Source organism: Xylanimonas sp. McL0601 (genome assembly GCF_049852175.1).
GTDB lineage: Bacteria > Actinomycetota > Actinomycetes > Actinomycetales > Cellulomonadaceae > Xylanimonas.
In genome coordinates, this window is sequence record NZ_CP187527.1 from 3,550,380 (window position 1) to 3,576,894 (window position 26,515).

28 protein-coding genes and 4 tRNA genes are annotated in these 26,515 nt (G+C 72.8%); 7 read left to right on the forward strand and 25 right to left on the reverse strand.

From position 1 onward, the window contains the following. Nucleotides 1-237 precede the first annotated feature (237 nt). From rplL to ACO4JP_RS16500, 11 genes are all read right to left on the reverse strand, one after another. Nucleotides 238-621 carry a 50S ribosomal protein L7/L12 gene (gene rplL / locus ACO4JP_RS16450; RefSeq protein ID WP_425955049.1) on the reverse strand — a complete coding sequence of 128 codons (384 nt, stop codon included), beginning with the start codon at nt 619-621 and terminating at the stop codon, nt 238-240. 91 nt (nt 622-712) lie between these two features. Further along, complete coding sequence (gene rplJ, locus ACO4JP_RS16455) at nt 713-1,234, reverse strand: 50S ribosomal protein L10 (protein WP_425955050.1); 522 nt, start codon at nt 1,232-1,234, stop codon at nt 713-715. A gap of 267 nt (nt 1,235-1,501) precedes the next feature. Beyond that, nucleotides 1,502-4,087: a CHAT domain-containing protein gene (locus tag ACO4JP_RS16460; RefSeq protein WP_425955051.1), complete on the reverse strand. Its 2,586-nt coding sequence runs from the start codon at nt 4,085-4,087 to the stop codon at nt 1,502-1,504. Between the two features lie 110 nt (nt 4,088-4,197). Beyond that, entirely contained in the window at nt 4,198-6,063 is a 1,866-nt protein-coding gene (locus ACO4JP_RS16465) for a S8 family peptidase (RefSeq protein WP_425955052.1), read from the reverse strand. Beyond that, a complete protein-coding gene (locus tag ACO4JP_RS16470) occupies nt 6,060-6,548 on the reverse strand; it encodes a hypothetical protein (RefSeq protein WP_425955053.1) in 489 nt (162 codons plus the stop codon). The genes ACO4JP_RS16465 and ACO4JP_RS16470 overlap by 4 nt, the downstream gene beginning before the upstream one ends. After that, nucleotides 6,545-7,189: an RNA polymerase sigma factor gene (locus ACO4JP_RS16475; RefSeq protein ID WP_425955054.1), complete on the reverse strand. Its 645-nt coding sequence runs from the start codon at nt 7,187-7,189 to the stop codon at nt 6,545-6,547. The genes ACO4JP_RS16470 and ACO4JP_RS16475 overlap by 4 nt, the downstream gene beginning before the upstream one ends. Before the next feature lie 249 nt (nt 7,190-7,438). After that, a complete protein-coding gene (rplA, locus tag ACO4JP_RS16480) occupies nt 7,439-8,155 on the reverse strand; it encodes a 50S ribosomal protein L1 (RefSeq protein ID WP_425955055.1) in 717 nt (238 codons plus the stop codon). Nucleotides 8,156-8,226: 71 nt separating this feature from the next. Continuing rightward, nucleotides 8,227-8,658 carry a 50S ribosomal protein L11 gene (gene rplK / locus ACO4JP_RS16485; protein WP_425955056.1) on the reverse strand — a complete coding sequence of 144 codons (432 nt, stop codon included), beginning with the start codon at nt 8,656-8,658 and terminating at the stop codon, nt 8,227-8,229. A 108-nt stretch (nt 8,659-8,766) separates the two neighbouring features. After that, nucleotides 8,767-9,552, reverse strand: coding sequence for a transcription termination/antitermination protein NusG (nusG, locus tag ACO4JP_RS16490; protein ID WP_425955057.1), 786 nt, complete (start codon nt 9,550-9,552; stop codon nt 8,767-8,769). A gap of 52 nt (nt 9,553-9,604) precedes the next feature. Further along, on the reverse strand, nt 9,605-9,859 hold the full coding sequence (gene secE / locus ACO4JP_RS16495; protein ID WP_425955058.1) for a preprotein translocase subunit SecE: 255 nt from the start codon (nt 9,857-9,859) through the stop codon (nt 9,605-9,607). A 96-nt stretch (nt 9,860-9,955) separates the two neighbouring features. After that, nucleotides 9,956-10,028, reverse strand: a tRNA-Trp gene (locus tag ACO4JP_RS16500). A gap of 122 nt (nt 10,029-10,150) precedes the next feature. Here ACO4JP_RS16500 and ACO4JP_RS16505 point away from each other — a divergent pair. The 3 genes from ACO4JP_RS16505 to ACO4JP_RS16515 all read left to right on the forward strand — a co-directional run bounded on the left by ACO4JP_RS16505 (nt 10,151) and on the right by ACO4JP_RS16515 (nt 12,906). After that, a complete protein-coding gene (locus tag ACO4JP_RS16505; protein WP_425955059.1) occupies nt 10,151-11,173 on the forward strand; it encodes an adenosine deaminase in 1,023 nt (340 codons plus the stop codon). Next, nucleotides 11,170-11,760 carry a hypothetical protein gene (locus ACO4JP_RS16510; protein WP_425955060.1) on the forward strand — a complete coding sequence of 197 codons (591 nt, stop codon included), beginning with the start codon at nt 11,170-11,172 and terminating at the stop codon, nt 11,758-11,760. The genes ACO4JP_RS16505 and ACO4JP_RS16510 overlap by 4 nt, the downstream gene beginning before the upstream one ends. A 129-nt stretch (nt 11,761-11,889) precedes the next feature. Beyond that, nucleotides 11,890-12,906, forward strand: coding sequence for a peptidoglycan-binding protein (locus ACO4JP_RS16515; RefSeq protein ID WP_425955061.1), 1,017 nt, complete (start codon nt 11,890-11,892; stop codon nt 12,904-12,906). Here the strand turns inward: ACO4JP_RS16515 and ACO4JP_RS16520 are convergent. After that, nucleotides 12,903-14,075, reverse strand: coding sequence for a UDP-N-acetylmuramate dehydrogenase (locus ACO4JP_RS16520; RefSeq protein ID WP_425955062.1), 1,173 nt, complete (start codon nt 14,073-14,075; stop codon nt 12,903-12,905). The genes ACO4JP_RS16515 and ACO4JP_RS16520 overlap by 4 nt on opposite strands. Before the next feature lie 29 nt (nt 14,076-14,104). Beyond that, nucleotides 14,105-15,364 carry an MFS transporter gene (locus tag ACO4JP_RS16525; protein WP_425955063.1) on the reverse strand — a complete coding sequence of 420 codons (1,260 nt, stop codon included), beginning with the start codon at nt 15,362-15,364 and terminating at the stop codon, nt 14,105-14,107. A 200-nt stretch (nt 15,365-15,564) separates the two neighbouring features. Between ACO4JP_RS16525 and ACO4JP_RS16530 the strand changes: the two genes are divergently transcribed. After that, nucleotides 15,565-16,749: a LacI family DNA-binding transcriptional regulator gene (locus ACO4JP_RS16530; protein ID WP_425955064.1), complete on the forward strand. Its 1,185-nt coding sequence runs from the start codon at nt 15,565-15,567 to the stop codon at nt 16,747-16,749. Nucleotides 16,750-16,857: 108 nt separating this feature from the next. Here the strand turns inward: ACO4JP_RS16530 and ACO4JP_RS16535 are convergent, their stop codons facing one another. The 6 genes from ACO4JP_RS16535 to ACO4JP_RS16560 form a co-directional block, all read right to left on the reverse strand. Beyond that, complete coding sequence (locus ACO4JP_RS16535) at nt 16,858-17,286, reverse strand: MaoC family dehydratase (RefSeq protein WP_425955065.1); 429 nt, start codon at nt 17,284-17,286, stop codon at nt 16,858-16,860. Next, entirely contained in the window at nt 17,283-17,753 is a 471-nt protein-coding gene (locus ACO4JP_RS16540) for an FAS1-like dehydratase domain-containing protein (RefSeq protein ID WP_425955066.1), read from the reverse strand. The genes ACO4JP_RS16535 and ACO4JP_RS16540 overlap by 4 nt, the downstream gene beginning before the upstream one ends. Before the next feature lie 25 nt (nt 17,754-17,778). Then, nucleotides 17,779-17,949: a 50S ribosomal protein L33 gene (gene rpmG / locus ACO4JP_RS16545; protein ID WP_012877381.1), complete on the reverse strand. Its 171-nt coding sequence runs from the start codon at nt 17,947-17,949 to the stop codon at nt 17,779-17,781. A gap of 103 nt (nt 17,950-18,052) precedes the next feature. Then, a tRNA-Met gene (locus ACO4JP_RS16550) sits at nt 18,053-18,129 on the reverse strand. A gap of 64 nt (nt 18,130-18,193) precedes the next feature. Further along, a tRNA-Thr gene (locus ACO4JP_RS16555) sits at nt 18,194-18,266 on the reverse strand. A 155-nt stretch (nt 18,267-18,421) separates the two neighbouring features. Then, nucleotides 18,422-18,502, reverse strand: a tRNA-Tyr gene (locus ACO4JP_RS16560). A gap of 121 nt (nt 18,503-18,623) precedes the next feature. Here ACO4JP_RS16560 and ACO4JP_RS16565 point away from each other — a divergent pair. Together ACO4JP_RS16565 and ACO4JP_RS16570 are read left to right on the forward strand one after the other, a co-directional pair. Further along, nucleotides 18,624-19,121 (forward strand): YajQ family cyclic di-GMP-binding protein, encoded by a 498-nt coding sequence (locus ACO4JP_RS16565; protein ID WP_425957134.1) that lies wholly within the window; start codon nt 18,624-18,626, stop codon nt 19,119-19,121. Nucleotides 19,122-19,134: 13 nt separating this feature from the next. Further along, complete coding sequence (locus tag ACO4JP_RS16570; RefSeq protein WP_425955067.1) at nt 19,135-20,040, forward strand: HAD family hydrolase; 906 nt, start codon at nt 19,135-19,137, stop codon at nt 20,038-20,040. A gap of 35 nt (nt 20,041-20,075) precedes the next feature. Here the strand turns inward: ACO4JP_RS16570 and htpX are convergent, their stop codons facing one another. Then, nucleotides 20,076-20,969 (reverse strand): zinc metalloprotease HtpX, encoded by an 894-nt coding sequence (gene htpX / locus ACO4JP_RS16575; protein WP_425955068.1) that lies wholly within the window; start codon nt 20,967-20,969, stop codon nt 20,076-20,078. A 140-nt stretch (nt 20,970-21,109) separates the two neighbouring features. Further along, nucleotides 21,110-22,519, reverse strand: coding sequence for an FAD-dependent oxidoreductase (locus ACO4JP_RS16580; protein ID WP_425955069.1), 1,410 nt, complete (start codon nt 22,517-22,519; stop codon nt 21,110-21,112). Nucleotides 22,520-22,739: 220 nt separating this feature from the next. On the opposite strand from ACO4JP_RS16580, the gene ACO4JP_RS16585 reads away from it, so the two are divergent. Further along, the gene (locus tag ACO4JP_RS16585; RefSeq protein ID WP_425955070.1) at nt 22,740-23,336 is read left to right on the forward strand and encodes a prepilin peptidase; all 597 of its coding nucleotides are present in this window, start codon (nt 22,740-22,742) and stop codon (nt 23,334-23,336) included. On the opposite strand, the gene ACO4JP_RS16590 is transcribed toward ACO4JP_RS16585, so the two are convergent. The 4 genes from ACO4JP_RS16590 to ACO4JP_RS16605 all read right to left on the reverse strand — a co-directional run bounded on the left by ACO4JP_RS16590 (nt 23,314) and on the right by ACO4JP_RS16605 (nt 26,418). Further along, nucleotides 23,314-23,790, reverse strand: coding sequence for a hypothetical protein (locus ACO4JP_RS16590; RefSeq protein ID WP_425955071.1), 477 nt, complete (start codon nt 23,788-23,790; stop codon nt 23,314-23,316). The genes ACO4JP_RS16585 and ACO4JP_RS16590 overlap by 23 nt on opposite strands. A gap of 8 nt (nt 23,791-23,798) precedes the next feature. After that, nucleotides 23,799-24,542 (reverse strand): hypothetical protein, encoded by a 744-nt coding sequence (locus tag ACO4JP_RS16595; RefSeq protein WP_425955072.1) that lies wholly within the window; start codon nt 24,540-24,542, stop codon nt 23,799-23,801. Further along, nucleotides 24,539-25,009, reverse strand: a complete 471-nt coding sequence (locus tag ACO4JP_RS16600; protein ID WP_425955073.1) for an LpqN/LpqT family lipoprotein — start codon at nt 25,007-25,009, stop codon at nt 24,539-24,541. The genes ACO4JP_RS16595 and ACO4JP_RS16600 overlap by 4 nt, the downstream gene beginning before the upstream one ends. Before the next feature lie 80 nt (nt 25,010-25,089). Beyond that, complete coding sequence (locus ACO4JP_RS16605; protein ID WP_425955074.1) at nt 25,090-26,418, reverse strand: hypothetical protein; 1,329 nt, start codon at nt 26,416-26,418, stop codon at nt 25,090-25,092. Between the last annotated feature and the right edge of the window lie 97 nt (nt 26,419-26,515).

The window sequence follows — 26,515 nt, forward strand, 5'->3', positions numbered from 1 at the left end:
CGAAGGCACGCCGAAGGACGCCAAGCCGGGCCGGTCATTTGTCGGTACGGGGAACGGAGTCCGTCCCCCGTGGACCGGGAGGGTGCGAGGCGTTGTCTCGGTGGCCGCCATATGCCGCCCAAGAACAGCGGTGCCGGAGAGTCTACGCCTCCGGCGACGACGAGACCCCGCACCCGGGACGGGTACGGGGCCTCGCCAGTGAAGCATGTGGCCTAGACCACGGTGATCAGAGAGTGATCACTTGACGTCGACCGAAGCGCCGGCGCCCTCGAGCTGCGCCTTGGCCTTCTCAGCCGTCTCCTTGTTGACGTTCTCCAGAACCGGCTTCGGGGCGCCGTCCACGAGGTCCTTGGCCTCCTTCAGGCCGAGGGACGTGAGGGCGCGCACCTCCTTGATGACCTGGATCTTCTTGTCGCCGGCGGCGGTGAGGATGACGTCGAACTCGGTCTTCTCCTCCTCGGCCTCGGCAGCAGCGGCAACCGGGCCGGCAGCGGCCACGGCGACCGGGGCGGCGGCGGTGACGTCGAACGTCTCCTCGAAGACCTTCACGAAGTCCGACAGCTCGATCAGGGTCAGACCCTTGAACTGCTCGATGAGCTCCTCGGTGGTGAGCTTCGCCATGATGGCGTTCCTTCCGTTCAAAGCTTCTTGGCTGGACGCCGGTCAGAAGCGTGTTGGTGTGAGGGGTTGCTGCAGGATCCGCGTCAGCGGATCAGGCAGCGGCTTCCTGCTTCTGACGCAGGGCGTCGATGACGCGAGCGACCTGGGCGGGCTTCGCGGTGAAGGCGTAGGCAGCCTGGCTGATCTTGGCCTTCATCGCACCGGCCGCCTTGGCCAGCAGCACCTCGCGGGACTCGAGGTCCGCGAGCTTGGTGATCTCCGCAGCGGTCAGCGCGCGCCCGTCGAGGACACCGCCCTTGATGACCAGTGCGGGGTTCGCCTTGGCGAAGTCACGCAGTCCCTTCGCGGCCTCGACCGGGTCCCCGGTCACGAACGCGATGGCGGACGGGCCCTTGAGGTCGGCGTCGAGACCCTCGACACCCGCCTCCTTGGCCGCGATCTGGGTGAGCGTGTTCTTCACCACGGCGTAGGTTGCGTTGCCGCCGAGCGACCGTCGCAGCTCCTTGAGCTGCTTGACGGTGAGCCCGCGGTACTCGGTCAGCACGGCCGCGTTGGACTCGCGGAACTTGTCCGCGACCTCTGCGACGGCGGCTGCCTTGTCCGGCCTCGCCATGGCAATCCTTCCGGTGGTGGTGCCACCGGCTCCAGGATGGCGAAGCCCGGAAAACGAAGGAGCCCCGGCGCAGGCGCACCGGGGCTCGTAGAGCTGCCTGGAGAACCAGGCCTGGTGTCACCTGCGCAGGCCCCCGCATCTTCGGCGGGACTTCGGTCCTCGACCGCCCTCGAGAGGGCAGACGGAGACGACCGGCGGTCTTGGGTTACCTGATGAGGGTACAGGACGATCGGCCGTGCCCGGAAACCCGGGGGCGGGCGACGTCGGTCACAGTGCCAGCGGCCCGAAGCACACGAGCGGCACGGGCTCGATCTCCGCGGCCGTCGCCGCCGCGAGCGCCGCGCCCGGCGGAAGCCCGTCGCGCAGGGCGCCGTGCAGCCGCGGCATGACGCGCACGGCGACGTCGTCGCGCAGCGGGGCGACGGCGGCGATGACGGCGCGCGCACCGTGCCGCAGCAGGACGCTCGCGAAGCCGAGCGCCTCTCCCCCGACGTCCGACGTCGACAGGCCGAGCTCGCACGCCGAGAGCACGACGGTGGCGCCGGTGAGGTCGACCCCGTCGAGCTCGTGCGCGAACAGCGGGCCGTCGGCGAGGCGCAGCGACGAGAACAGCGCGTTGTCGTGGGCGTGGCCCCCGTGGGCGGCCAGGTGCACGACGGCGGCGTCCCGGAGGGCGCCCACGGCGGCGGCGGTCGACGCGTCCTCGCCGAAGAGCACGCGGGCACCCGGCCACACGTCAGCGACCGCGGCGGCCTCCCCCGCCCCACCGTCGGTCCCGGGTCCTGCGAGCACGACGACACCGCCGGGCCGCGCCGCACCGGCCGCGACCAGCCCGGGACGCACGTCGACGCGGTCGCCCACCCAGGTGCGGTGGCGCAAGCGCGACGGTAGGGAGGACCACGGCAGCGTCAGCAGGCGCCCGCGCGCCGCGATGTGCAGGTCACCGTCGACCTCGAGGGGAGCGACGAGCAGCTCGTCGAGCCGCGTCAGGGCGCGCTCGAGCGAGCCGGTCGCGGCTGAGCGCAACGGTGGCGGGATGAGCGGGTTGGCGACGACGGTGAGGTCGGCGCGCGCACGACGGGCGAGCTCGGTGACCACTCCGAGCGGAGCGAGGCGGTGCAGCGACTGGCCCTCGGCCGCAACCCGCACGGCCATGACCGTGCCCGCCATCGCGACGTATGACGCGACCACGGGCGAGCCCCCCTGCGCGCGCAGGTCCCGGAGGACCGCCCGCAGGCCTCGCGTCGTCGTCGGCTCGACCGGACGCCGCTCGCCCTCGACCTGCCACGACCGCTCGCGCGCCTCCGCCTGCAGGCGCCGCGCCTGGACGAGGTGCTGCCGTTTCGCGCGCAGGACGTCGGGCTCGGTCGTCGAGCCGAGGGCGAGGGCGGCCTGGTGCTCCGAGCGGGCCTGCTCGAGCAGCGCCGCCAGAGTCGGGTCCTCGGGCGGGACGACGCGCGCGGGTCCGGCTGAGGTCGCGCGGCCGCGCTCGAGCGCGTCGAACATGGCCGCCGGGTCGCCCGAGGCGAGCGCGGCCTGGAGGTCGACCAGGTTGAGCCGCATCGCGTGCACGCCGCCGGCGGCGACGGCCTCGACGGACCCCAGCCCGCGGTGCGCCGCGAGCATCCGCTGCCCGTGCTGCACCGCCCGGACCCCGGCCGAGCGGTGCCCCGATGCAAAGGCGATGCGGGCGACCACGGCCGGACGCGCGAGCCGCAGCGACAGCGGCGCCGTGCTCAGGTCCGACGGGACGCGCGCCAGATACGTGCGCGCGTCGTCGAGGTCTCCGGCGATCGCGGCCCACTCGGCCGCCGCGAGCAGCGCGGGATAGGTCACGACCATCCGGCCGACGACGCCACCCCGCTCGTCGAGGTCGGCGAGCTCGGCGGCGTGGGCAGCCCGGCGGCGCAGCGTCGCCCGCGGGGACCGGGTGCGCACCCAGCGGTCGGCGCCCAGAAGCGCCTCGAGCTCGACGACCTGGGCGCGCAAGGCCCACAGCCTGTTGCCCGCGCGGTCGAAGGCCGCGGCGGCCTCGCGTGCGGCGGCGACCGCCTGGTCGTATCGGCTCAGGTCCATGAGACAAGACGCGAGGGACAGCGCGACCTCCGCGCGGACGAGCACCGAGCCGCCGGCCAGCAGGTCCGTGGCCTGCTCGAGCGCCGTGACCGCGTCGGTGACCAACCCAGCCTCCGCGAGCACGCGCGCGCGGTCGAGCAGCGCGACTGGCTCCGGCGTGTCGCCGAGGCGCGCGGACTCGGTCATGCCCCGCAGCGCCGCGGGCAGGTCACCCTGGACGAAGCTGAGCAGCCCGAGGTTGTGCCGCGCCATCGCCTCGAGATCACGGTCCCCCAGCTGAACCGCCACGTCGATGCAGGCGTTCAGGTCCGGACCCGCCTTGCGCGGGTCGCCGTAGTCGAGGTGCAGAGATCCCCGGTTGAGCAGCGTCACCGCCAGATCGCGCGACGGCGGTGCGTCCGGCCCGGCGATGATCGCGTCGAGCGCCTCGAGGGCCGCGGCGACGTCGCCCGACCGGAGGAGCAGGAGCCCGCGCTGCCCCTGCACGGCGAACAGCTCGGGGTCGAGCCCTTCGGCGACCGCCCAGCGCTCGGCGTCGGCGACGCTCTCCATGGCGCCGGCGAGGTCGCCCGACGACTCGTACCGCGCGCGGGCGATCCCGAGCAGCGCACGGACGCGCAAGGCGGCTCCGGCGTGGCGCTCGGCTTCCAGGTCCGCCTCGTCGAGGATGCCGAGCAGCGCGCGGAAGCCCGCGAGCGCGTCGTCGAAGCGTTCGATGACGTCCGCGCGGTGGGCTTCGTCGTACATCGCGTGGGCGCGAGCCAGGGCGTCGAGCACACGGGGAGGCTACGTCCAGTCACCACCCTGCTGGGAGTTGAATCGGCAAGTTTTCACCCGCAGGCCGGACACCCAGGGCGCGTCCGGCCTGCTCAGGCGACGAATCTCCCCTATTCGCGAGGCGGAAGATCGACGACGGTCGCGATCGCCTTCCATGCCCGCTCGACCCGCGCCGCGCGTGCGCTCGCCGCTGCGTGCCGAGCGCTCGCTTCGTGGTCCTGGGGCCGGGGCAGCGGGTGCTTCCCGAGGACACCTGCCAGCTCGCCCGCGAGGACCGGCGCCGAGAACGACGTCCCGCTCCACACGGCGAACCCGCCCTGGAAGCCCTCCGGGTCGATCGTCGAGCGGTGGCCACGGGAGAACAGCTCGGGCATGTACCGGCTGGGCGCCACCACCCCGTCCATCGTCCTCGGCGCGGTGCTGACCAAGGATGCCCCCGGGCGCAAGCACGTGACCCAGTTGCCGTCGTTGCTGAACAGCGCCGTGCTGCCGTCGGGGTTGAGCGCGCCGACCGCGAGCACCGGCGGGACCTTCGGGTCGAGCTCGTCCGACTGGAGGTACCGCGGCTTGTCCCCCCGCCGATCCGTCCGCGGCGCGAACGCCGCCGGGAAGGTCTCGCGGACCTGCCCGTCGTTGCCCGTCGAGCAGACCACCAGGACGCCCCAGCTCTGCAGCTCTTCCAGCACCGTCCGGAGCGGAGCGTCGAACGCATTGTCCTCGGGGCTCTCGTGGTAGTACCCGAGAGAAAGCACGAGGACGTCGATCGGCGCCGTGCCCTTCTTGCCCGCGAGCCCCCGCAGGTGAAACAGCAGCAGCCGGCGCAGCGACCTCAGCAGGTTGCGCTCGGGCACGATGCCGCTGCCCCCGTAGACCCGCGCGGACAGGATGGCGGCGTCCGGGCAGAGCTGGTGCACCAGGCCCGCCATGAACGTGCCGTGCCCGGCGACGGGGTCGAGCGGGCCGGTGAGCGGGTCGATCGAGACGCCGCCAACCTCAGGGTCCTGGTACTCGAGCTCCGGCTTCGGCTGAAGCCCGACGACCGTTTCTCGCTCGCTCTTGCCCCGGTAGACCTGAGGGTCGCGGACGACGACGTCCTTTCGATGCTCGGCGTGCTTGCCCCCGAACCACGGGTGGGTGCCGACGCCGGTGTCGAGCAGCGCGACCACGGGGCGGCGGGTCTTCTCCTTGTCGGCGCCGACGAACGGTGTCTCGCCCGACTTGTGCAGGTCGCCCCGGGGCGCAGGCCCGACCCACGCGACCGGCTGCCGGCCACCCCATCCGGCCACGACGTACTCGCTCAGACCCGTGACCGGGTGACCCGTCGTCATCGAGGCTGCGTCGGCCGGGTGGCCCGTCGTCATGGAGAAGCCACCCGCGGGGTGGCCCGTCGTCATGGAGTGGCCGGCCGTCATCGACAGGGGGCGCAGAAACGGCTGGGTCGCCGAGAACGGCTGCGGCTGGGTCGTGGGCGCGCCACCGATGCCGCCCGACGGGGCGATGACGTGGTCGAGCGCGACCGGGAACTCCTCGGCGTCGTCGCGCAGCCGCGTGCGCAGCGGCCACGCGTCGGGCTGCGGCCCGACCTTCAGCGGGAGGAGCAGGATCGACGTGCCGAACACGTGGCGGAGGCGGTGGGCGGTGTCGGGGTCGAGGGCTAGCTCGTCCACGACGCGCTGCAGCAGCCGCAGGTCCTCGTAGTTCTCAGGCTCGAGCTGCGCGTCCAGGTCGTGCTCGGCGGCGAGCTCCTGGAGCCGCGCGAACCAACCGCTGGGCTCGTCGCCCTCGCCCGGCGCCGCGCGGTCGAGCAGCAGCCGGTCGCCGACGTACCAGGTCGGCTGCAGCAGCGGCTTCGAGACGCCCGACTCGTCGCGCGGCGCGCGTGCGGCCGTGGACGGGTCGAGCGCCCGGGTGCGCCACTGGAGCCTGACCGCCCAGTCCCTCTGACGGCGAGCGGTCCACCCGTCCGAGGCGCTCACAGCTCGATCACCGGCGTCACGACCGGCGACCCGCCGTCGGCGGGCCGCACGAGCAGGCTCGCGGGCCCGCGGTCGACGGCGTCGAAGGAGAAGCGGCCGTCGGCGTCCGCGGTCGTGGACCGGTCGCCGACCGGTTGGCGAAGCTCGACCACCAGAGGTGCGGCCGGCGCGAGCCAGCCGTCGATGCGCACCAGGCCGGCGTCGGACGCGGACAGCGCGACCATGACGGTCAGGGTGTCGTGGGTGAACGTGATCGTGCGAGCCTCGACGGGCGCGGAGTCGCCGCGCACGGCGCCGGCGAGCGTGTCGACGTGCTGCATCGTCATGACGTCGGCCTCCGCCTCGAGCGCGGCGAGCGTCATCGCGAACAGCGACCTCTCGACGAGTCCGTCCGGGACGGGGTCCAGCTCGCCGACGGCGTGCGCCAGGCGTTCGAGCACGGCTACGTCGCCATCGTCGAGCGGAGCATCTGATGCGTAGGTCATGTCGTCCACGGGTCCTCCCCCATGTCGTCGAGGACGGCCCTCAGCTTCGCGAGGCACCGTCCTCGGGTAGCGCCGATGCTGCCCACCGGCATGCCGATCGCCGTCGAGATCATCCGGTAGTCCGGGCGGTCCGCGAGCGAGACGAGGCGCAGCAGTTCCTGGCACCGCTCGGGCAGGCGCCGCAGCGCCCGCCATACCGCGCGGTCCCGCTCGTCCGCCAGGAGGTGCGCGTCCGGGCCCGGTTGCGGGTCCGGGAGCGTGTACGGGGAGTCCGGCGTGTCGTCCGGCAGCTCCGCACGTCGGCGCTGGTCCTCCCGGGTGCGGCGCACGGTCTCCCACGCGGCCCGGCGGGCCGTCACGAGCAGCCACTTGAGCACCGCGTGCGGCTCGGCGATCGTGTCCGCGTGCCGCACGAGCGCGGCCCACACCGACTGCACGACGTCGTCGGCCGTGTCGCGGTCGACGCCCTGCGCGCGAACGGTGTGCCACAGGAGCGGCGTAGCCTCACGGACCAGTGCCCCGATCGGTGCGGTGCGCCCCTCGCGGTACTCCAGGAGGGCGTGCGCGGCACGGTCTCCGAGCGTCTCGGGCACGGAGGGCGGGTCCACGGCCTCGTCGGGCACAGCGTCGTCGGCGGTCATCCAGTCCTCGTACGGTCTCTCCGGTGCGCTCGGGCCCCCTCCCGGTCGCGTCGAGCCTAGGCCGGACCAGGGGTCGCCGAAGGGCGTCGGGTGCTCGCCGATCTGCATTTCACCCTCCGGCCGCTGAGCCCACTGCTGTCAACGATGGAGAGGCACGGGGTGTCGTCCTGATACAGGATCGCCCGAAAATGACGAAGGGCCCGTGCCCGTCCTGGTGGACGGGCGCGGGCCCTTCGTGAGGGGCGCGGCTCAGGCCGCGGTCTCCTCGAGGAGCTTCGTCGTGCGCGACGGGTCGACCGGGATGCCCGGGCCCATCGTCGTCGCGATCGTCGCCTTGGTGAGGTAGCGACCCTTCGACGTCGACGGCTTCAGACGCAGGATCTCGTCCAGCGCGGCGGCGTAGTTCTCCACCAGCGCCTTCTCGTCGAACGAGACCTTGCCGATGATGAAGTGCAGGTTCGCGTGCTTGTCGACGCGGAACTCGATCTTGCCGCCCTTGATCTCGGTGACGGCCTTGGTGACGTCCATGGTCACGGTGCCGGTCTTCGGGTTCGGCATGAGACCGCGCGGGCCGAGCACCTTGCCCAGACGACCGACCTTGCCCATGAGGTCCGGGGTGGCGACGGCGGAGTCGAAGTCCGTGAAGCCGGCAGCCACCTTCTCGATGAGCTCGTCGCCACCGACGATGTCCGCACCGGCCGCGCGGGCCTCCTCGGCCTTCGGGCCGTTCGCGAACACCAGGACGCGGGCGGTCTTGCCCGTGCCGTTCGGCAGGTTGACCGTGCCACGGACCATCTGGTCCGCCTTGCGCGGGTCGACACCGAGACGGAACGCGACCTCGACGGTGGCGTCGTACTTGGTGGGGGACGTCTCCTTGGCCAGGCGCACCGCGTCGAGCGGGGCGTAGAGCGCGTCGTGGTCGATCTTCTCCGCGACGGCCCGGTAGGCCTTGCTGTGCTTCGCCATGATGGCTTCTCCTTGAGTGGTCGTAGCGGGCCTGTCAGGCCCTGCCACAGGTGGTGTTACCGGGGATCAGCTCAGAGCTGGGTGGTGATGCCCATCGAACGCGCGGTGCCGGCGACGATCTTCATCGCGGCCTCGATGTCGTTCGCGTTGAGGTCCTCCATCTTGGTCGTGGCGATCTCGCGGACCTGGTCCGCGGAGAGCGAGGCGACCTTGACGGTGTGCGGCGTGGCGGAGCCCTTGGCGACGCCCGCGGCCTTCTTGATGAGCTCGGCGGCCGGCGGCGTCTTCGTGATGAAGGTGAACGAGCGGTCCTCGTACACCGTGATCTCGACGGGGACGACGTTGCCGCGCTGGGACTCGGTGGCCGCGTTGTAGGCCTTGCAGAACTCCATGATGTTCACGCCGTGCTGACCGAGCGCAGGGCCGATCGGCGGGGCGGGCGTGGCCGCGCCGGCCTTGATCTGGAGCTTGATGAGGCCGGCGACCTTCTTCTTGGGAGGCATGTGCCATCCCCTTCCTTGTTCGTGGGACTACGCCCTGGGCGATGACCCGGTTGCATGCTGCCGCGGCGGCTCGCGCCGCCGTCGTACGGGCGTGGGCCCGCAGAAGACTCAGATCTTGGCGACCTGGTTGAACGACAGCTCGACCGGGGTCTCCCGGCCGAAGATGGAGACGAGGACCTTGAGCTTCTGGGCCTCGACGTTGATCTCGGAGATCGTGGCAGGCAGCGTGTCGAACGGGCCGTCGGTGACGGTGACCGACTCGCCGACCTCGAAGTCCACGAGAACGGTGGCCTTGGCCTTCGCGCCGCCCGCGGCGGCCGACTTGCCGGCTGCGGCAGCGGGGGCCTCGAGCATCGTCGGCGCAAGCATCGAGAAGACCTCGTCGAGCGTCAGCGGCACCGGCTGGTGCGTGTGGCCGACGAAGCCCGTGACGCCGGGCGTGTGGCGCACGGCGCCCCACGACTCGTCCGTGAGGTCCATGCGGACGAGGACGTAACCGGGGATCCGCACGCGGCGGACGGTCTTCTTCTGCGCGTTCTTGATCTCGGTCACCTCCTCCATCGGGACCTCGATCTGGAAGATGTAGTCCTCCATGTTCAGGCTCTGGATGCGGTTCTCCAGGTTGGCCTTCACACGGTTCTCGTAGCCCGCGTAGGAGTGGATGACGTACCAGTCGCCCAGCTGGGAGCGCAGCGTGCGCTTGAACTCCTCGGCGGGGTCCTCCTCCTCGGCGTCGGCGCCCTCGGGCTCCTCGTCCTCCGCGGCGACCACCGGGGACTCAGCGGCCTCCTCGGCCTGCTCGGTCACGTCCGCGGGCGCGTCGAGCTCCGCCTCCGTGCCCTCGAAGGGCTCGACGGCGTCGACGTTCTCCTGGTCCAGAGGCTCCTGGGACACGAACGAACCTGCTTTCGACTACTCGATGTGGTGTTGCCGGAGGTGCGACTGCTCAGGCGAACAGGTGGAAGACACCCAGTCCGATGAAGTAGTCCAGCACCGCCACGAACGCCATGACGATCGCGACGAAGACGAGCACGACGGCCGTGTAGGTCAGCAGCTCCTGGCGGGTCGGCGACACGACCTTCTTCAGCTCTGCGACCACTTGGCGCACGAAAAGCGCGATGCGCGCGAAGAGGCTCTTGCGACCCTTGTGGTCGCGCGCCTCGGTGCCACCTGCCTGAACGGCTCCGGCTGACTCGCTCACTCGACCAACCTCGAACTTCCGTCGGCGTCCGCGCCGCCTGCCGGCGACGCTGGACGGCACTGACACCTGGCGTACCAGGGCCCGGGGACCCCTGGGCAGGGTAGACAGGACTCGAACCTGCAACCTGCGGTTTTGGAGACCGCTGCGCTGCCAATTGCGCCACTACCCTTTGCGACCGACGGCCCGCAGCGCGCCTCCAGGGCGCGGTCCAGCATGGTGGCCGTCAACCACCGAGGGACAACTGTACGCGACGGCGACCCGTGGGTCGAACCACCTGCGAGACTTCGGGGCGTGCGAGACCTCACGTCGCTCCCGAAGGCCCATCTGCACCTGCACTTCACCGGGTCGATGAGCGTGCCGACGCTGCGCACCATCGCCGCGGACCGCGGGTTGCGCCTGCCCACGGCCCTGGTGGACGGCGACCCGCTGCGCGTCCCGGCGACGGAGCGGGGGTGGTTCCGGTTCCAGCGGCTGTACGACGCAGCGCGCGCCTGCGTGCGGTCCGAGCACGACATGCGCCGGATCGTCGACGAGGCCGCAGCCGCCGACGCCGCCGAGGGATCGGTGCGGCTCGAGCTCCAGGTGGACCCGACGTCGTACGCCCCGTTCGTCGGCGGCCTCACGCCGGCCGTCGAGATCGTGCTCGACGCCGCGAAGGCCGCCAGCGCGGCGCACGGCCTCGAGGTCGCCGTCGTGGTCGCCGCGAGCCGGACGCGGCACCCGTTGGACGCCCGCGCGCTCGCCCGGCTCGCGGCGCGGTACGCCGGCGAGGGCCCCGGCGACGTGGTCGGGTTCGGCCTGAGCAACGACGAGCGTTCCGGGCGGACCGAGGAGTTCGCGCACGCGTTCCGCATCGCGCGCGACGCCGGCCTGGCGTCCGTGCCGCACGGCGGCGAGCTGCTGGGCCCCGCCCACGTGGGCACGGTGCTGGACGCGCTGCGGCCCGACCGCCTCGGCCATGGCGTGCGGGCGAGCGAGGACCCGGCGGTGCTCGCCGACGCCGTCGCGCGGGGCGTCGCCTTCGAGGTGTGCCCCGCGTCGAACGTGGGCCTGGGCGTCTACCCGGACACGTCCGCGGTGCCGTTGCGCGCCCTGGTCAACGCGGGCGCCACGGTCGCGCTGGGCGCGGACGACCCGCTCCTGTTCGGCTCGCGCCTCGTCGACCAGTACGAGGCCGCGCGCACGGTGCACGGGTTCGACGACGCCATGCTGGCCGACCTCGCACGCTCCTCGATCCGTGCGAGCCGCGCGGCGGCGGCCAGCAAGGCGCGAATGCTTGCGTCCGTCGACACGTGGATGGAGGAGCCGGCGTGAGGCACTCCGGGGAGCGGTTCCGCACCGTCGACATCGTGTGGTTGCTCGCCGCGTTCCTGTGCGGCGTCGTGAGCGTGGCGCTGGTGGCCGGCGCGGCGACCGGGTGGGGCCGCGACCCTTCCCCTGCCGGCGCCACCAGCGCCCGGCCGTCCGCACAGGCGGACGGCACGAGCACCGAGCTGGGCGTGGACGGCTCGTCGCCGAGCGCGACGGCCCGACCGTCCGCGTCGCCGGCCGCGTCCGCGCCCGCGGCGACGCCGAGCGCCCCGGCGGGCGACACGCCGGCGGGCGACACCCCTGCAGGCGACACGCCGGCGGGCGGCACCCCGCCGGCCAGCCCGAGCACACCGTCGTCCCCGGCGACGCAGACGGCCCCCGCGCCGTCGCGACTCCCGACCCCGGCCCCGACCGCGACGGCCACCGCTGCCGCGCCCAAGCCTTCGCCCTCCCCCAGCCCGACGCGGACGCCCACGCCCGCGCCGACGACGGCGACCCCGGCCTCCACGCCGACGCCGACGCCGACGCCGTCGGCCACCACCAACGGCAATGGCAAGGGGCACCACGCGTCCACAGGTGGAGACGGATAGCGAGCGACGCTCGTCACGAGGTCACGAGTGCGTGACGATCGGCCACGGCACACTGCGCTGCACCGCCGGGGTGCGCCAGGGTGGACGGACCATCGCGGGCTGAGCGCCCCGACCAAGGAGGACATGTCGATGTCGCACCGCGGGACCCGAACGACGTGCACGGCTGGGCCGCGTGCGTCGGCCCGCACCTGGCTCGGCAGGAGCACGGCGATCGTCCTGGTCGCGGCGCTCTCTGCGTGCGCGTGGCCTGGCCAGGGCCAGGGTCCGGAGCCGGCAGCCGCGCCGCAGGTGAGCCAGGGCGTGGCCGATCCGACGGCGTCGCCGGATCCGGCGTCCGCCGACCCGTCGCCGTCGACGCCCGCGGATCCGACTCCGAGCGCGGTCGCGCCCAGCGACCCCACGCCGTCCACGCCGTCCGCGGCGGACGTGCCCGCGGCGGACCCCACCGATGCGCCGACGGGCGCGGCGGCCGACACGCCGTCTGCCGACCCGTCGCGGGCCGCGGCCCGCCCGGTGCCGGCCGAGCCGACCGACCCGCCCCAGCCGGAGTACGTCGAGCGCGGGTCGTCCGGGCCGGAGGTCCTTGCGCTGCAGCAGCGTCTGAGGGAGCTCGGGTACGGGCTCGTCGACCCGGACGGCCACTACGGCTCCGGCACGCAGCAGGCGGTGTGGGCGTTCCAGAAGGCAGCAGGGCTGCGGCGTGACGGCGTCATCGGGCCCAAGACCCAGGACGCGCTCGACGCCGGGTACCGGCCGTCGCCGCGGTCGTCGTCGGGCCACGTCGTCGAGATCGACCTCGACCGGCAGATCCTCATGGCCGTCGACGACGGTCAGGTCACCAAGGTCATCAACGCGTCGTCGGGCAGCGGCCAGAAGTTCGAGGCCAAGGGCCGGCAGTACGTCGCCCACACGCCTCGCGGGACGTTCCACGTGTACATGCAGGACGACGGTATGCATGCGTCGACGCTCGAGCTGGGCGACATGTGGCGGCCCAAGTACTTCAGCGGCGGCATCGCCGTGCACGGCTCAGGATCGATCCCGACGCACCCCGCCTCGCACGGCTGCGTGCGGGTGTCCGACGGCGCGATGAACTGGCTGTGGGACTCGTGGGGGATGCCGATCGGGACGACGGTCCTGGTCTACTAAAGGCTCACGCCGACCAGCACCGGCTCCGGCTCGAGCTCGATCCCGAACGCGTCCAGCACGCCGTCACGGAGCACGCGCGCGAGCGCGACGACGTCGTCCGCCGTCGCGCCGCCACGGTTGGTGAGGGCGAGCGTGTGCTTGGTGGACAGCGTGGCGAGGCTGCTCGGGCCCGCCACGCCGAACCCCTTGGCGAAGCCGGCGTGGTCGATGAGCCAGGCCGCGCTCGTCTTGATCAGCGACTGGTCCACGGCGCCCAGGCTCGGCCCGGTCGTCGTGGCCGGGAGGGCCGAGCGCACGGGGTAGCGCGGGGCGTCGTGCGGCAGGAGGCCCGCCTCGTCGGCGGGAAGGATCGGGTTGGTGAAGAACGAGCCGGCCGACCAGCGGTCGTGGTCGGCGCCGGGCGCCGAGCCGAACCGCCCGTCCTGCAGCATGCCCTTGCCCCCGCGCAGCTCCAGCACGGCCGCGCGGAGCTCGGCCGATGGCGCCCGCGTGCCCACCTCGACGTCGAGCCGCCGGGCGAGCTCGCCGTAGCCGACCGGGGCCGACAGCGTGCCGAGCCGCATCTGGAAGCTCACGTCGAGCACCACGTAGCGCGGCGTCGGGTACCAGGGCGCCTGCGGGTCGGCCTCGGTGGGCGCGCCGCGCATGGAGCGCTTGAGCACCGAGGTGCGGTAGCCGAGCCCCAGCTCGCCGACGGCGAAGGTACGCACGCGGCCCTTGAGCCGGTCCCAGGTGCGGACCGTCGAGAGCGCTCCCGCCACCTCCTGGCCGTAGGCGCCGATGTTCTGCACGGGTGCGGCGCCCACCGTGCCGGGGATGCCCGACAGCGCCTCGAGTCCCACCCAGCCCTTCTCGACCGACGCGGCGACGAGCTCGTCCCAGTCCTGGCCGCCGACCGCGGAGACGCTCGCGCCGCCGCACGTGTCCTTCGAGTCGAGGACGAACCCCGTGCGCATGTCGCGCACCACGACGCCGCCGAACCCCTCGTCGGAGACCAGCAGGTTGGAGCCGCCTCCCACGACGAGAAGCGGCTGCCCGGCGTCGTCGGCGGCGCGGATCGTGTCGATGAGCTCCGCCTCCGTCGTCGCCTCGACGTAGGCGTCGGCGGGGCCGCCCACCCGCAGCGTCGTCAGCTCGGCCAGGGCGGGGGCGACAGTCGAGATGCTCACGCGCCCCAGCGTAGGCGCTGCAAGGGCCGTCAGGCTTGGCGCTCCGCTGCAGGCGGACGCGCGCTGCCCGCGAGCAGCAGGCCGATCACGACGGGGACCGCGATGACGGCGAGCGCGTGGCGGTAGCCGGTGTGCTCTGCGACGAAGCCGATGAGGGCCGGCCCCACGAAGAACGCCGCGTACCCGATGGTCGAGACGACGGCGACGCGCATCGCGGCCTTGCGGGGCTCGTCGGACGCGGCCGACATCCCCATCGGGAAGCCCATCGCCGCCGACGCGCCCCACACGAGGCTGCCGACGAGGGCGAGCCACAGCCACGGGGCGAACGCGAACGTGCCGACGCCCACGAGCGCGGCGACCGAGCTCGCGCGCAGCACCGCCACGCGGCCGAAGCGGTCGATGAGTGAGGTGCCGAGCAGCCGGGTGACCGTCATCGCCGTCAGGAAGATGGCGAGGCCGAGTGCGCCCATCGCCTGCGAGGCGCCGAACCCGTCGACGAGCGACAGGCTCGTCCAGTCGTTCGCCGCGCCCTCGGTGAGCGCCGCGGCGAGCACGACGACGCCGATGAGCAGCGTGCGCCGCTCGCGCCATGCGGCGAGCGTGTCGCGCAGGCCGTGTGCCGGCGCCGCCTCGGACGGGTCGGCGCCCGCGGAGGCGACGGGCGCGCCCTCCCGGTCAGCGGTGTGCGGCGTCGGGAGGAACCCGCGCACGGCCACGATCGCTGCCACCGTGGTGATCGCGACGGCGACGCCGACGTGCAGCGCGAACGGCACTCCCGCGTGCGCCACGAGCGCGCCGACGGCGGCACCCAGCACCGTGCCGAGCGAGAAGCCGGCGTGGAAGCGCGGCATGATCGCGCGGCCCAGCCGCTGCTCGACGACCGCGCCCTCGAGGTTCATCGCGGCGTCCCACACACCGATGCCGATGCCCGAGACCGCGAGGCCGATCCGGACCGCCAGCGCGGTGCTCGTCTCGACGCCGACGCACACCAGCGCGTAGCCGGAGGCCGCGACGAGAGCGAAGGTGAGGACGGCGCGCGCCGCGCCGAGGCGGGCGGTGATGAGGCCCGACATGGGCAGAGCGGCGACCGAACCGATGGCGCCTGTGAGCAGCAGCAGGCCCATCTCGCTCCCGGTGAAGCCGAGGGAGTCGCGCACCGCGGGGACGCGCGAGGCCCAGGTGGCGAAGGTCGCCCCGCTGGCGGCGAAGACGGCGAAGACCGACCAGGCCGCGAGGGTGGTACGGCGGAAGCTGGCGGGGTCGCCGAGTCGTGGGACTGAGGTGCTCACCGTAGCGACGGTCTCTGACCGGGCGCGCCGCGTCAAATCGATTCGCGGCAGGCTTGATCATGCGCAGGTAGGCTCGCGCCACGTCTCGCGGCCGCTCGCGCGGCGGGCTGCCCCAGCCGACGGCGCGGGCTGCGGCACGTCGCCCACCACACTGAGTCGCCCACCGCACTGAGTCGCCCACCGCACTGACAGGAGTCCCGATGACCCGGACCGCCGGAGGCCGCCCCACGCTGGCGAAGGTGGCCGAGCGTGCCGGGGTGTCGGTCTCGACGGCCTCGCTCGCCTTTTCCGGGGCGGGTCCCATCACGCCGGAGACGCGCGAACGGGTGCTCGCCGCCGCCGCGGAGCTCGACTACTCGGGCCCCAACCCGCTCGGGCGCCAGCTGCGCTCGGGGCGCTCCGGCATCGTGGGCGTCGTCATCGGCGACCACCCCGGCCGCGCCTTCCGTGACCCGGTCTCCGTCCAGGTGCTGGACGGTCTGATGCAGGTGCTCGGCGAGCAGGGGCTCGGCGTGCTGCTGGTGCCCGGGATCGACCCCGCGGCCAGCGCACCCTGCACCGACGAGGCCGGGCACCGCACAGCTCCCTCGGCTGACACGGCCGACGTGGCCTCGGCGGCCTCCGGCGGCGCCCCGACGACGCCGAGGGTCGCGCCTGTCGACCCCCTCGTCGAGTCCGCCGCGATGGACGTCGCCGTGCTCGTCTGGGGCGTGCTGACGGACGACCCGAACCTCCTGGCACTGCAGCGGCGCGGCGTGCGCGTCGTCGTCGGCGAGGGTCGCGAGGTCGAGGGCGCGCCGATCGTGCGCATCGAGGACCGCAGCGGCGCGGCCGAGGCCGTCCAGCACCTGCTCGAGCTGGGTCATACCCGTATCGCCGAGATCACCCTGCCGTTCGGCCGGGGCGAGCGCTCCGGTCCCGTCGACGCGAAGCGCCTCGCGCTCGCCGACCGCACGCCCACGCTCAACCGGCTGGCCGGTGTGCGCGACGTCGTCGAGCCCGTGATCTCGTGGGAGACGCCCGCGTCGCTCGTCGAGCACGGGCGGGACGCCGCGATCGCCATCCTGGGCGAGTGGGTGCCTGCGTCGCAGCGGCCGACGGCGATCTTCGCCCACTCCGACCTGCTGGCTGCGGGCGCCGTCATCGCCGCGCGCGAGCTGGATCTGCGTGTGCCCGAGGACGTCTCGATCGCGGGCTTCGACGGGCTGGACCTGCCCTGGCTCTCCCCCGACGTGCTCACCAGCGTGCACCAGCCGCTGCGCGAGAAGGGCGCCGCGCTGGGCCGCGCCGTCATCGGGCTGCTGGCGGGCGAGGAGCCGCAGGTCCAGGCCATGGCCGTGCGGCTGGTCCACGGAACCACGACGGGACCCGCCCCGAGCGCCTGAGCGAGCGCGCCCGGTCTGCCGCCGGGTGCTGGCTGCTGTCGCTTGCCGGTGAGGGCTGGTCGGTCCAGGGAAGCTGACGCGCGTTGGCGGCCGGCCCGGACCGGGGTCCTAGAGGCGGACGACCGCCTGCGCCTTGCCGAGCACGCGGGCACCGTCGTGAGTGACCGTGAGGTCGACGCGGGCGGTCCGGGCTTCGGCGTCGAGCGCGCCGACCGTGGCGGTGACCTCGACGACGGCGGCGCCGTCGGCGGGTACGGGCACGGGGCGCGTGAAGCGGGCCTGGTAGTCGACGACGGCGCCCGGGTCACCGGCCCAGTCCTCGACGACGCCGACGGAAGCGCCCATCGTGAGCATGCCGTGGACGATCACGTCCGGCAGGCCGACACCGGTGGCGAACGCCTCGTCCCAGTGGATGCGGTTGAAGTCGCCGCTCGCCCCGGCGTAACGCACCAGGCGCGGGCGGTCGAGCTCGAGCGTACGGGCGCCGACGACGTCGCCGACGGTGAGGTCCTCCAGGACCGGGCGGTTCGCGGTCACTTGCCCTCCCCGCGCACGGCGAGCGTCGAGACGACAGTCGAGACGGGCTCGCTCCCACCGTCGGTGGTGAGTGCGGAGATCTCGCAGCGCGTGGTGACCATCGCGATGCCAGCGCGGTGCACGACGTTGTCCACGTGCAGCACCGTCACGAGCTCGTCGCCGGCGACGATCGGGCGATGGTGCGTGAAGCGCTCGTCGGCGTGGACGACGCGCGCGAAGTCGATACGGGCGGCCGGGTCCTCGATGTACTGCGCCTCGGCCCTCTGCGCGATCACGACGGCGAACGTCGCGGGGGCGACCAGGTCCGCATAGCCGAGACCCCGCGCCGCTTCGAGGTCGAAGTGGGCGGGGTGCTCGGCACCGACCGCTGCCGCGAACTCCCTGAGCTTCTCCCGACCCACCGAGTACGGCGGGGTCGCGGGATACTCCGTGCCGGCAAAGCCGGTGTCGGGCAGCGTTTCGGTCATGTTTGGTTGTCGCTCAGACCAAGGGTCAGCGAGTCTCGCGGTGCGCGGTGTGCTTGCCGCAGCGCGGGCAGAACTTCGCCAGCTCGAGGCGGTCCGGGTCGTTGCGGCGGTTCTTCTTGGTGATGTAGTTCCGCTCCTTGCAGTCCACGCAGGCAAGCGTGATCTTCGGGCGGACGTCCGCGCTCTTGGCAGCCATGATGAGTCACCTCTCGCGCCCCCGGGTAGGCGCAACGTGCAAATCGGAGTCAGCAACGACGCCGGCCGTCGTGCCGCCGGGTCCGTGAGGACCCCTGTCTGAGTGGTAGCGAGGGCGGGGCTCGAACCCGCGACCTCACGATTATGAGTCGTGCGCTCTGACCAGCTGAGCTACCCCGCCACAAACGTGACTTGACGCGAGGCCACCTGCCGTCTCCGGGAGGCGGCCCCGCGTCTGATCACAGAGCCCCGAAAGGGAATCGAACCCTTGACCTTCTCCTTACCATGGAGACGCTCTGCCGACTGAGCTATCGGGGCAGCGGGGAAGACTCTACACGGCATCCGGCGGGCTGCGAAATCCGCTCCATCACACGCCTTTCGGGTATGACGGGCGCCTCGCAGACCGTCCATCGGCCGACACGGACCCCCACGACGAAGGGGTCCGGTTGGCCGACCGGACCCTTCTCGCTGTGTGGCGGGTGAGGGATTCGAACCCCCGTAGCTTGCGCGTCTGATTTACAGTCAGATCCCATTGGCCGCTCGGGCAACCCGCCGTGCCCCGCACAGCAGGGCGGGAGCAACCATAGCGCCCGATCGGCCCCGCCGTGAAATCGCCGGGCACCCGACGCTACGGTGAGCGTCAGGACACCCGCCCCCCGAGCCCACAAGGAGCCCATCGTGGCCGATTCGTCGTTCGACATCGTCTCCAAGGTCGACCGCCAGGAGGTCGACAACGCCCTCAACCAGGCGTCGAAGGAGGTCGCGCAGCGCTACGACTTCAAGAACGTCGGGGCCTCGATCGCCTGGAGCGGCGAGTCGATCGTCCTCGTCGCCAATTCCGCCGAGCGCGTGCTGGCGATCCTCGACGTCTTCGAGACCAAGCTCATCAAGCGCGGCATCTCCCTCAAGGCCCTCGACACCGGCGACAAGGAGCCGAGGCCGTCGGGCAAGGAGTACCGCCTGAGCGCCTCCATCAAGGAGGGCCTGAGCGGCGACGCTGCGAAGAAGATCACGAAGATCATCCGCGACGAGGGCCCCAAGGCCGTCAAGACGCAGATCACCGGCGAAGAGGTGCGCGTCACGAGCAAGTCGCGCGACGACCTGCAGGCCGTGATCGCGCTGCTCAAGGGCTCGGACCTCGACGTCGCGCTGCAGTTCGTCAACTACCGCTGACGGCGCAGAGCAGGTGCCGACCATCAGCGCTGATCCCGCGGCCCGCCCCGCGCTCCCCCGTCTCGTCGCGACCGATCTCGACGGCACCCTGCTGCGCGCCGACGGCACCGTCTCCGAGCGCACGCGCCGCACGCTCGCCGCGGTCGAGGAGGCCGGCGTGGAGGTCGTGTTCGTCACTGCCCGCCCGCCGCGCTGGCTCGGCCACCTGGCCGACGTCGTCGGCGGGCACGGGCGCGTGGTGTGCCTCGGCGGGGCAGCGGTCTGGGACCTCGCCACCGGGCAGGCCCTGGACGTGTGCGGGTTCCCCGACGACGACGCCCGCGCGCTCGTCGCCGACCTGCGGGCGGCCGTGCCCGGCGTCTCGATCGCGCTCGAGCGCGTGGACGGGCCCGTGTTCGACGTCGGCTTCCGTACGGCGGAGCCCCTCGAGCCCGCCTGGGTCGCACGCCCGGTCGAGGACACGCTGCGCGGAGGCGCCGCGATGCCTGTCGGGAAGATCCTGGCCGTGACCGCGGACCGGCCCGTGCCACGCCGGCGCGTCGGCGAGACGGCCGGACCGGTCAACCTGCCCGTCGCGGCGACGGCCGCGCAGGAACAGTTCTTCGACAACGTGCGCGCCGCTGTCGGCGATCGCGCCCACCTGGCCTACTCGGGTGCGGCGGGGCTCGCGGAGCTGCTCGCGCCGCACGTGACCAAGGACAGCGCGCTCGCGCGCTGGTGCGCCCGTGAGGGCATCGACGCCGCGGACGTGTGGGCGTTCGGCGACATGCCGAACGACCTGCCGATGCTCCGCTGGGCGGGGCGCGGGCTGGCCGTCGCGAACGCGCACCCGGACGTGCTGGCGGCCGCCGACGGCGTCGTCGGCTCGAACGAGGACGATGGGGTGGCGCGCGCGCTGGAGGTCGTGCTCAACGCCTGACAGGTCGCCGCAGCGCCGGCCTGCGGTGACGGCGGTCAGTACCGCGTGATGCCTCCGGGGCCGAAGCCCTGGCCGCCCATCACCTCGAGGCGGCGGATGCGCTCCGCCATCGGAGGGTGGGTCGAGAAGAGCTTGGCCAGGCCCGCGCCGCGGAACGGGTTGGCCAGCATGAGGTGCGAGACGTTCTCCAGCTCGCGCGTCTGCGGCAGCGGGGCGGCCGCAGTGCCCTGCTCGAGCTTGCGCAGCGCGCTCGCCAGAGCCATCGGGTCGCCGGTGAGCTTGGCGCCGTCCTCGTCGGCGTCGTACTCGCGGGTGCGGGAGATCGCCATCTGGATGAGCATCGCCGCGATGGGGGCGAGGATCACCATCGCGAGCGCCGCGAGCGGGTTGCCGCCCTCGCGGCGGTTGCCGCCGCCGAAGAACAGGAGGAACTGCGCCAGCGACGTGATGACGCCGGCGAGCGCCGAGGCGATCGACGCCGTGAGGATGTCGCGGTTGTAGACGTGCATGAGCTCGTGGCCCAGCACTCCGCGCAGCTCGCGCTCGTCGAGCATCTGCAGGATGCCCTCGGTGCAGCACACGGCCGCGTTCTTGGGGCCGCGACCGGTGGCGAACGCGTTGGGCGCGCGGGTCGGCGAGATGTAGAGGCGGGGCATGGGCTGACGCGCCGTCGTCGACAGCTCGCGCACGATGCGGTGCATCTCGGGTGCTTCGAGCTCGGTGACCGGGTAGGCGTGCATGGCGCGGATGGCGATCTTGTCGGAGTTCCAGTACCCGACGAACGTCATGACCAGGCCGATGCCCGTGAACAACCACAGGAACCTGGCCGTGCCGCCCCCGAGGAGCCAGCCCACGCCGAGCACGAGGGCCCACATCACACCGAACAGGGCGGCGGTCTTCACGCCGTTGAAATGGTTGCGGTGGCCCATGGGTCTCCTTGTTCTGCCGATCCAGGATCTCATCGGCACAACGCCGCTGCTCGGCCAGGGGTTCCCGGCTGGCGCGCGGGATGACAAAGGCCCGACGACGGCGATCGCCGTCGTCGGGCCTCTCTCGAGAAGCGCGTGGCTCAGCTGTTGCTGCGCCCCTTCGCGACGTCGATCATCTCGTCGCGCGGGACCACCTTGATGCGGTCGCGGCCGTGCGGCTCGCCGAGCGCCTGCTCGTGCTGGTCGAGCAGCTCGAACTCGTGCCACTCGATGAACTCGACGCCGCGCTCGCCCAGGAAGTCGAGCACCGACTGCGGGTCGGCGTGCAGGGCGGTGCGGCCGCCCTCGAGGTCGCCTTCGGCCGGCTTTCCGCCGTCGCCCACGCCGGTGACGTCCTCGACGAGGTGGCGGATGGTCTCCGACGCGTCGGACTTGGTGTGGCCGATGAGGCCCACCGGGCCGCGCTTGATCCAGCCCGTGGTGTACACCCCGGGCAGGTGGTCGCCGACCATGTCGACGACGCGGCCCTCGCGGTTGGAGATCACGCCACGGTCCTGGTCGAACGGGACCTCGGGCAGCGGGGAGCCGAAGTAGCCGACGGCGCGGTAGACCGCCTCGACGGGCCATTCGTGCGTCTCGCCCGTGCCCTTCACCGAACCGTCGCCCTGCAGCGCGGTGCGCTCGGTGCGCAGCGCCTCGACCTTGCCGTCGCCGAGGATGGCGTCGGGCTGGTGCAGGAAGTGCAGGTGGATGCGGCGGCTCGCCGTCTGGCTCGAGGGGTCGGTGAGCGTCCAGTCCGTGAGGGTCTTGACGACCTGCTTGGTCTGGTTCGACGCCTCGATCGCGGCCATCGAGCCCTCGTCGAAGTCGTAGTCCTCGGGGTAGACGACGATGTCGACGTCGGGCACGTGGCCCAGCTCGCGGAGCTCGAGCGGCGAGAACTTCACCTGAGCAGGGCCGCGGCGAGCGAAGACGTGGACGTCGGTGACGGGCGAGGCCTTGAGGCCCGCGTGGACGTTGGCCGGGATGTCCGTGGGCAGCAGGTCGTCGGCGTGCTTGGCGAGGATGCGGGCGACGTCGAGCGCGACGTTGCCGGCGCCGAGCACCGCGACGGTCTTGGCCTCGAGCGGCCAGGTGCGCGGCACGTCGGGGTGGCCGTCGTACCAGGACACGAAGTCGGCGGCGCCGTACGAGCCGGGCAGGTCCACGCCGGGCAGCGGCAGCGGGGCGTCCTTGATCGAGCCGGTCGAGAAGATGACGGCGTCGTAGAACTGGCGCAGGTCCTCGAGCTTGACGTCGACGCCGTAGTCCACGTTGGCGATCAGGCGCACGTCACCGCGGGAGAGCACCTTGTGGAGCGCGACGATGATCTGCTTGATCCGCGGGTGGTCCGGCGCGACGCCGTAGCGCACGAGGCCGAACGGTGCGGGCAGGCGCTCGAACAGGTCGATCGAGACGTCCAGGTCCGTCTTCGACAGGATGTCCGCGGCGTAGATGCCGGCGGGACCGGCGCCGACGATCGCGACGCGCAGGGGGCGGGTGCTGGTCACAGCGGAAGGTGCCTTCCGGTCGGGGATTCGGCGCCTGCCGTGGTGGGGCCGCGCCGGTCATGTTTCTCGGCCTCCGATTCTACGGCGACCTCCGTTTGGACCGTTCGGCATGGACTCTCGTCCCAGAATCTGGACAGAACCTCCACGCTTGGGGATCACCGCGAGCCAGGGCTGTGGAGGAACGCACACCGTGCGGGCCCGGCGGCCCTACCCTCGGCCGATGACGACCGAGCCCGGGACCACGATGCCTGGCCTGCTGCACCGCCTGCCCGGTGAGCTCGCGCCGCACCGGCGCGCGATCGCACCTCTCGCCGTCGTCGCGCTCGTCTGGTCTATCTGGGCGAGCGGGCCGGGGTGGGCGACGCCGGCGTTCGTCGTCGTCGCGCTCGCCGGCGCAGCGCACGGCGTGATCGACGCCCGCACGCACCGCCTGCCCGATGCCGTCACGTTTCCCGCGCTCGCGCTCACGGTGCCGCTGCTGGCGCTGGCCGCGCTCGGCTATCGCGACGCCGGGCGGCTGGGCCAGTCGCTCGCCGGCGCCGTCGTGCTCGGGGCTGCCTACCTGGCGCTGCACCTGGTCAACCCGCGCGGGCTCGGGCTCGGCGACGTCAAGCTCGCGGTGCTGCTCGGCCTGCCCGCCGGGTGGGCGGGCTGGGACGCCGTCTGGTGGGCGGGCGTGCTGCCGTTCCTGCTGGGCGGTCTCGCCGCTCTGGCGCTGCTGGTCATGCGGCGCGCGAACCGCTCCACCGCCATCTCGTTCGGGCCGTGGATGCTGCTCGGGGCCGCGCTCGCGCTCAGCCTCGCTCGGCTGGGGTGACCGAGTCCACCACGTGCCTCAGCACGGCCTCCGCGAGGCCGGACCCCGACGAGACGACGACACCGGTGGTGCCGCGCACCGCCGCGATGCCCGTGTACGTCTTGCCGTTCACGCCGGTGCCCTCGAAGAAGGCAGCGCCGTCGCCGGCGTCGTGCACGTCGAGGTCGTCCATCACCTCGCCCAGCGACGCGAGCTGCGCGTCGACGAAGGCGTCCGGCGCCGCGCCGGGCGCGATGCCGATGGAGGCGTCCAGCGTCCCGGTCTGCGTCTGCCAGAAGCGGGAGAACCCGCTCGGCACCTCCGCCTCGGCCATGCCGTCGAGGACGTCGAGGTGGACGCCGTCGGCCTCGACCGCCACGTACCTCGGCACCTCCTGCGCGTCGCCGAGCTGGAGCGAGCACCCTGCGAGCGCTAACGCACCGGCCGCCACGAGCGCCCGAGCGGGCCAGGCCACCGCGCCCCTCATCGCTCGAAGAGGCGCGCGCCCCACCAGTCGAGGCGCGGACGCCAGCCGTGGTTGCGGAGCGTCGTGATCACCGGCTCCTTGGCGTCCGCCGGGCGGATCGCGACGGCACCCTCCCAGGACGTCCGCGGTCCCTGCGGCGACGACGTCACCACCTCGCCCGTCGAGGTCATGACCACGCTGAGCTTGACCTGCCCGGCCGTCTTGCCGCGGAACGCCGCCCACGACCACCGCACCTGCGGCGGCCACACCTGGGCGTCGTGTCGCGCCTCGGCCTGGTACTCGGTGAACGCGTACTGCGCTCTAGCGGCGTCGAGCGTGACCAGCATCTTCCAGTTGTAGACACGCTCGCCGCGGCTGAACAGCGACTTCCAGCGCAGCTCTTCGATCCGCCAGCGGACGGTCACGAGGGCGCCCTGGGGTGCGGGCTCGGCAGTGACCTCGTAGGGGAGGTCCGGGCTGTTGAGCGCGTTCAGGGCCCCCAGCACGCCGTCGAGGCTCGCGGGCGCGTCTGCTCCGGCGACCACGGGCCCGGCCTCGGCCCGGGGGCGTGACCCGGTCTGGCGCAGCCCCTTCGCGACTGCCGTGCCGACGATCGCGAGGAAGCACAGGAACGCCACGGCCCACAGGCCGATGGCGAGCGTGGTGCGCCCCGACAGGAACGCGAGCGCACCGCCGAGGGCTCCGCCCATCGTGACGACGTACAGGATGCGGTAGACCGGCTGGTTCATGGGTGCGCTCACGCCTCGATCGTCAGGGAGTCCTGGATGGCCCGGATCCACGGCCACGCCACCTCGACCTGGGTGCCGCGCGCGGTGCCGGTGACCTGCACGAGGTCGCGCACGCCGTCGTGCTCGACGACGGCGAGGCGCACCGCCTGCGCGACGGTGCCCGCGGTCTCGTCGGACCACGAGCACTCGATCCGGAAGCCGGGGCGGCCGGCGACGTCGGCGTCCTCGCGGCCGACCTCCTCGTAGCCGGGCAGCACCTCGAGGCGCGCGATCGCGTCGGCGGCCGTGCCCTCGAGCGTCTGGCCGGGGAGCAGACGGGACAGGATCACGACGACGTTGGGGCGAAACTGTCCCTCCTCGACGTCGAGCCCGACCGCGAGGTGCGCCTGCGGCGTGGGGACCGGCGACCACCCGTCGGGGCAGTCGAGCGTCACCGCGGGCAGCGCCGGGAACTGCGGGCTGGGGTACGCGATCTTCATGAGGTCCGTCCTTACAGTCGGTTCGTGGGCGCAGTGGGTTCGTGGAGGTCAGCGGCCGGAGCGGCTCACCGTAGCGTCGATCACCACGGCGTCAGGTCGATGTCGGGCAGGTGGACGTCCGGGAGGAGGTCGCCGATCGACTTCACGACGTCCTTCGGGGACACGTCGATCGAGAAGCTGACGCCCGCACCGATACCGACGGCGGCGCCCAGGTCGACGTCGACCTTGGTGTGCTCCCACCCGACGTTGGCGTCGATGTTCGCCTTGACGCCGGCTCCCGCGTAGACGGAGCCCTCGGCCGCGCCCGTCACGCCCACGACGGTGCCGCTGAGCTTGCCGTTCGCCTCCGCGCCCGCGAAGGCCTCGGCCCCCACGCCCATGCCGACGCCGTCCGGGCCGATCGACACGTTGCCGTCGACGCCGGCGCGCCCGCCCGCGAACGCGCTGGCCTCGGCCCCCGCCTTCGCGTATTCGTTGCCGTACTCGACCTTGCCCTCGGCGCCCGCGCCGACGGCCACCTGCGCGCCGCCCTCGGCCTTGAGGTTGCCGCCCTCGTCGATGCCGACCTTGCCCTCGAGGTCCCCGCGGGCCCCCGCCCAGCCGCCGAGCTCGTAGGAGCCGTTGCCGCCGAACTCGCCGTCCGTCGTGCCCTCGAGGCCCAGGACGCCGCCCAGCTCGCCCTCGGCGAGGGTCACGCCGACGTCGAGCTTGTCGTCGATCTTGTCGGGCTGGCCGTCGTTGTCGTCGTCGGTGTCCTTGTCGTCCGGGACCCCGTCGTCGTCGCTGTCCTGGTCACCGGGCGTGGGGTCGTCGCCGCCCTCGTCGGCGTCGGGGACGCCGTCGTAGTCGGAGTCGTCCTCGGTGTCGGGGATGCCGTCGTCGTCGTCGTCGGTGTCCTTGTCGTCCGGGACGCCGTCGTCGTCCCGGTCGCCGTCGCCCGGGGTGTCGTCGCGGCCGTCCTGGTCCCAGGTCGTGCCCTTCTTGGTGTTGTCCTGGTCGAAGCCGCCCGTGGCCTTGCCCGGCGTGTCGTCCTCGTCGTCCGGCGTGCCGTCGTTGTCGTCGTCCGGGTCCTGCGCGTCGGGGGTGCCGTCGCCGTCCGAGTCACCAGGGGTGCCCGGGAGGCCGCCCGGGAGGCCCGGCCCCGCGAAGCCGCTCGCGCGCTCCTGCGCCGAGGCCTCGTCGCGCAGCTTCTTCGCCGCGTCGATGAAGGCACTCGCCACGGAGGCCAGCGCGGGCTTGTGGGTCGAGTCCCACTCACTGCGGTAGCGCTGCGCGTCCGGGCCGTCCCAGCCGGACGCCTGGATCTTGGTGCCGACGCTGCGCGCGTCGTCCTCGAGCCCCTCGCCCGCGCGCTCGAACGCCGACGCGAGCCTGCGCAGCTCGACCGGGTCCGCCCCGAGCCTGCTCATCCTGCTCCCTCGATGTGTGCCTACCGGCGCGGCCGGCCCTGAGGTGGCGGAGGGTGCGGAGCCGCTGTGCTCCGCACCCTCCGGCCGTCGGGCCGCC

Bases quoted from the DNA above. Each gene is read 5' to 3' on its own strand.
- rplK (WP_425955056.1), bottom strand. From the start codon at position 8,658: ATGCCTCCCAAGAAGAAGGTCGCCGGCCTCATCAAGCTCCAGATCAAG.
- htpX (WP_425955068.1), bottom strand. From the start codon at position 20,969: ATGGGCCACCGCAACCATTTCAACGGCGTGAAGACCGCCGCCCTGTTC.
- ACO4JP_RS16470 (WP_425955053.1), bottom strand. From the start codon at position 6,548: ATGACCTACGCATCAGATGCTCCGCTCGACGATGGCGACGTAGCCGTG.
- ACO4JP_RS16600 (WP_425955073.1), bottom strand. From the start codon at position 25,009: ATGAAGATCGCGTACCCCAGCCCGCAGTTCCCGGCGCTGCCCGCGGTG.
- ACO4JP_RS16540 (WP_425955066.1), bottom strand. From the start codon at position 17,753: ATGACCGAAACGCTGCCCGACACCGGCTTTGCCGGCACGGAGTATCCC.
- rplL (WP_425955049.1), bottom strand. From the start codon at position 621: ATGGCGAAGCTCACCACCGAGGAGCTCATCGAGCAGTTCAAGGGTCTG.
- rpmG (WP_012877381.1), bottom strand. From the start codon at position 17,949: ATGGCTGCCAAGAGCGCGGACGTCCGCCCGAAGATCACGCTTGCCTGC.
- ACO4JP_RS16605 (WP_425955074.1), bottom strand. From the start codon at position 26,418: ATGAGCAGGCTCGGGGCGGACCCGGTCGAGCTGCGCAGGCTCGCGTCG.
- ACO4JP_RS16585 (WP_425955070.1), top strand. From the start codon at position 22,740: ATGACGACCGAGCCCGGGACCACGATGCCTGGCCTGCTGCACCGCCTG.
- ACO4JP_RS16475 (WP_425955054.1), bottom strand. From the start codon at position 7,189: ATGACCGCCGACGACGCTGTGCCCGACGAGGCCGTGGACCCGCCCTCC.
- rplA (WP_425955055.1), bottom strand. From the start codon at position 8,155: ATGGCGAAGCACAGCAAGGCCTACCGGGCCGTCGCGGAGAAGATCGAC.
- rplJ (WP_425955050.1), bottom strand. From the start codon at position 1,234: ATGGCGAGGCCGGACAAGGCAGCCGCCGTCGCAGAGGTCGCGGACAAG.
- ACO4JP_RS16515 (WP_425955061.1), top strand. From the start codon at position 11,890: ATGTCGCACCGCGGGACCCGAACGACGTGCACGGCTGGGCCGCGTGCG.
- ACO4JP_RS16530 (WP_425955064.1), top strand. From the start codon at position 15,565: ATGACCCGGACCGCCGGAGGCCGCCCCACGCTGGCGAAGGTGGCCGAG.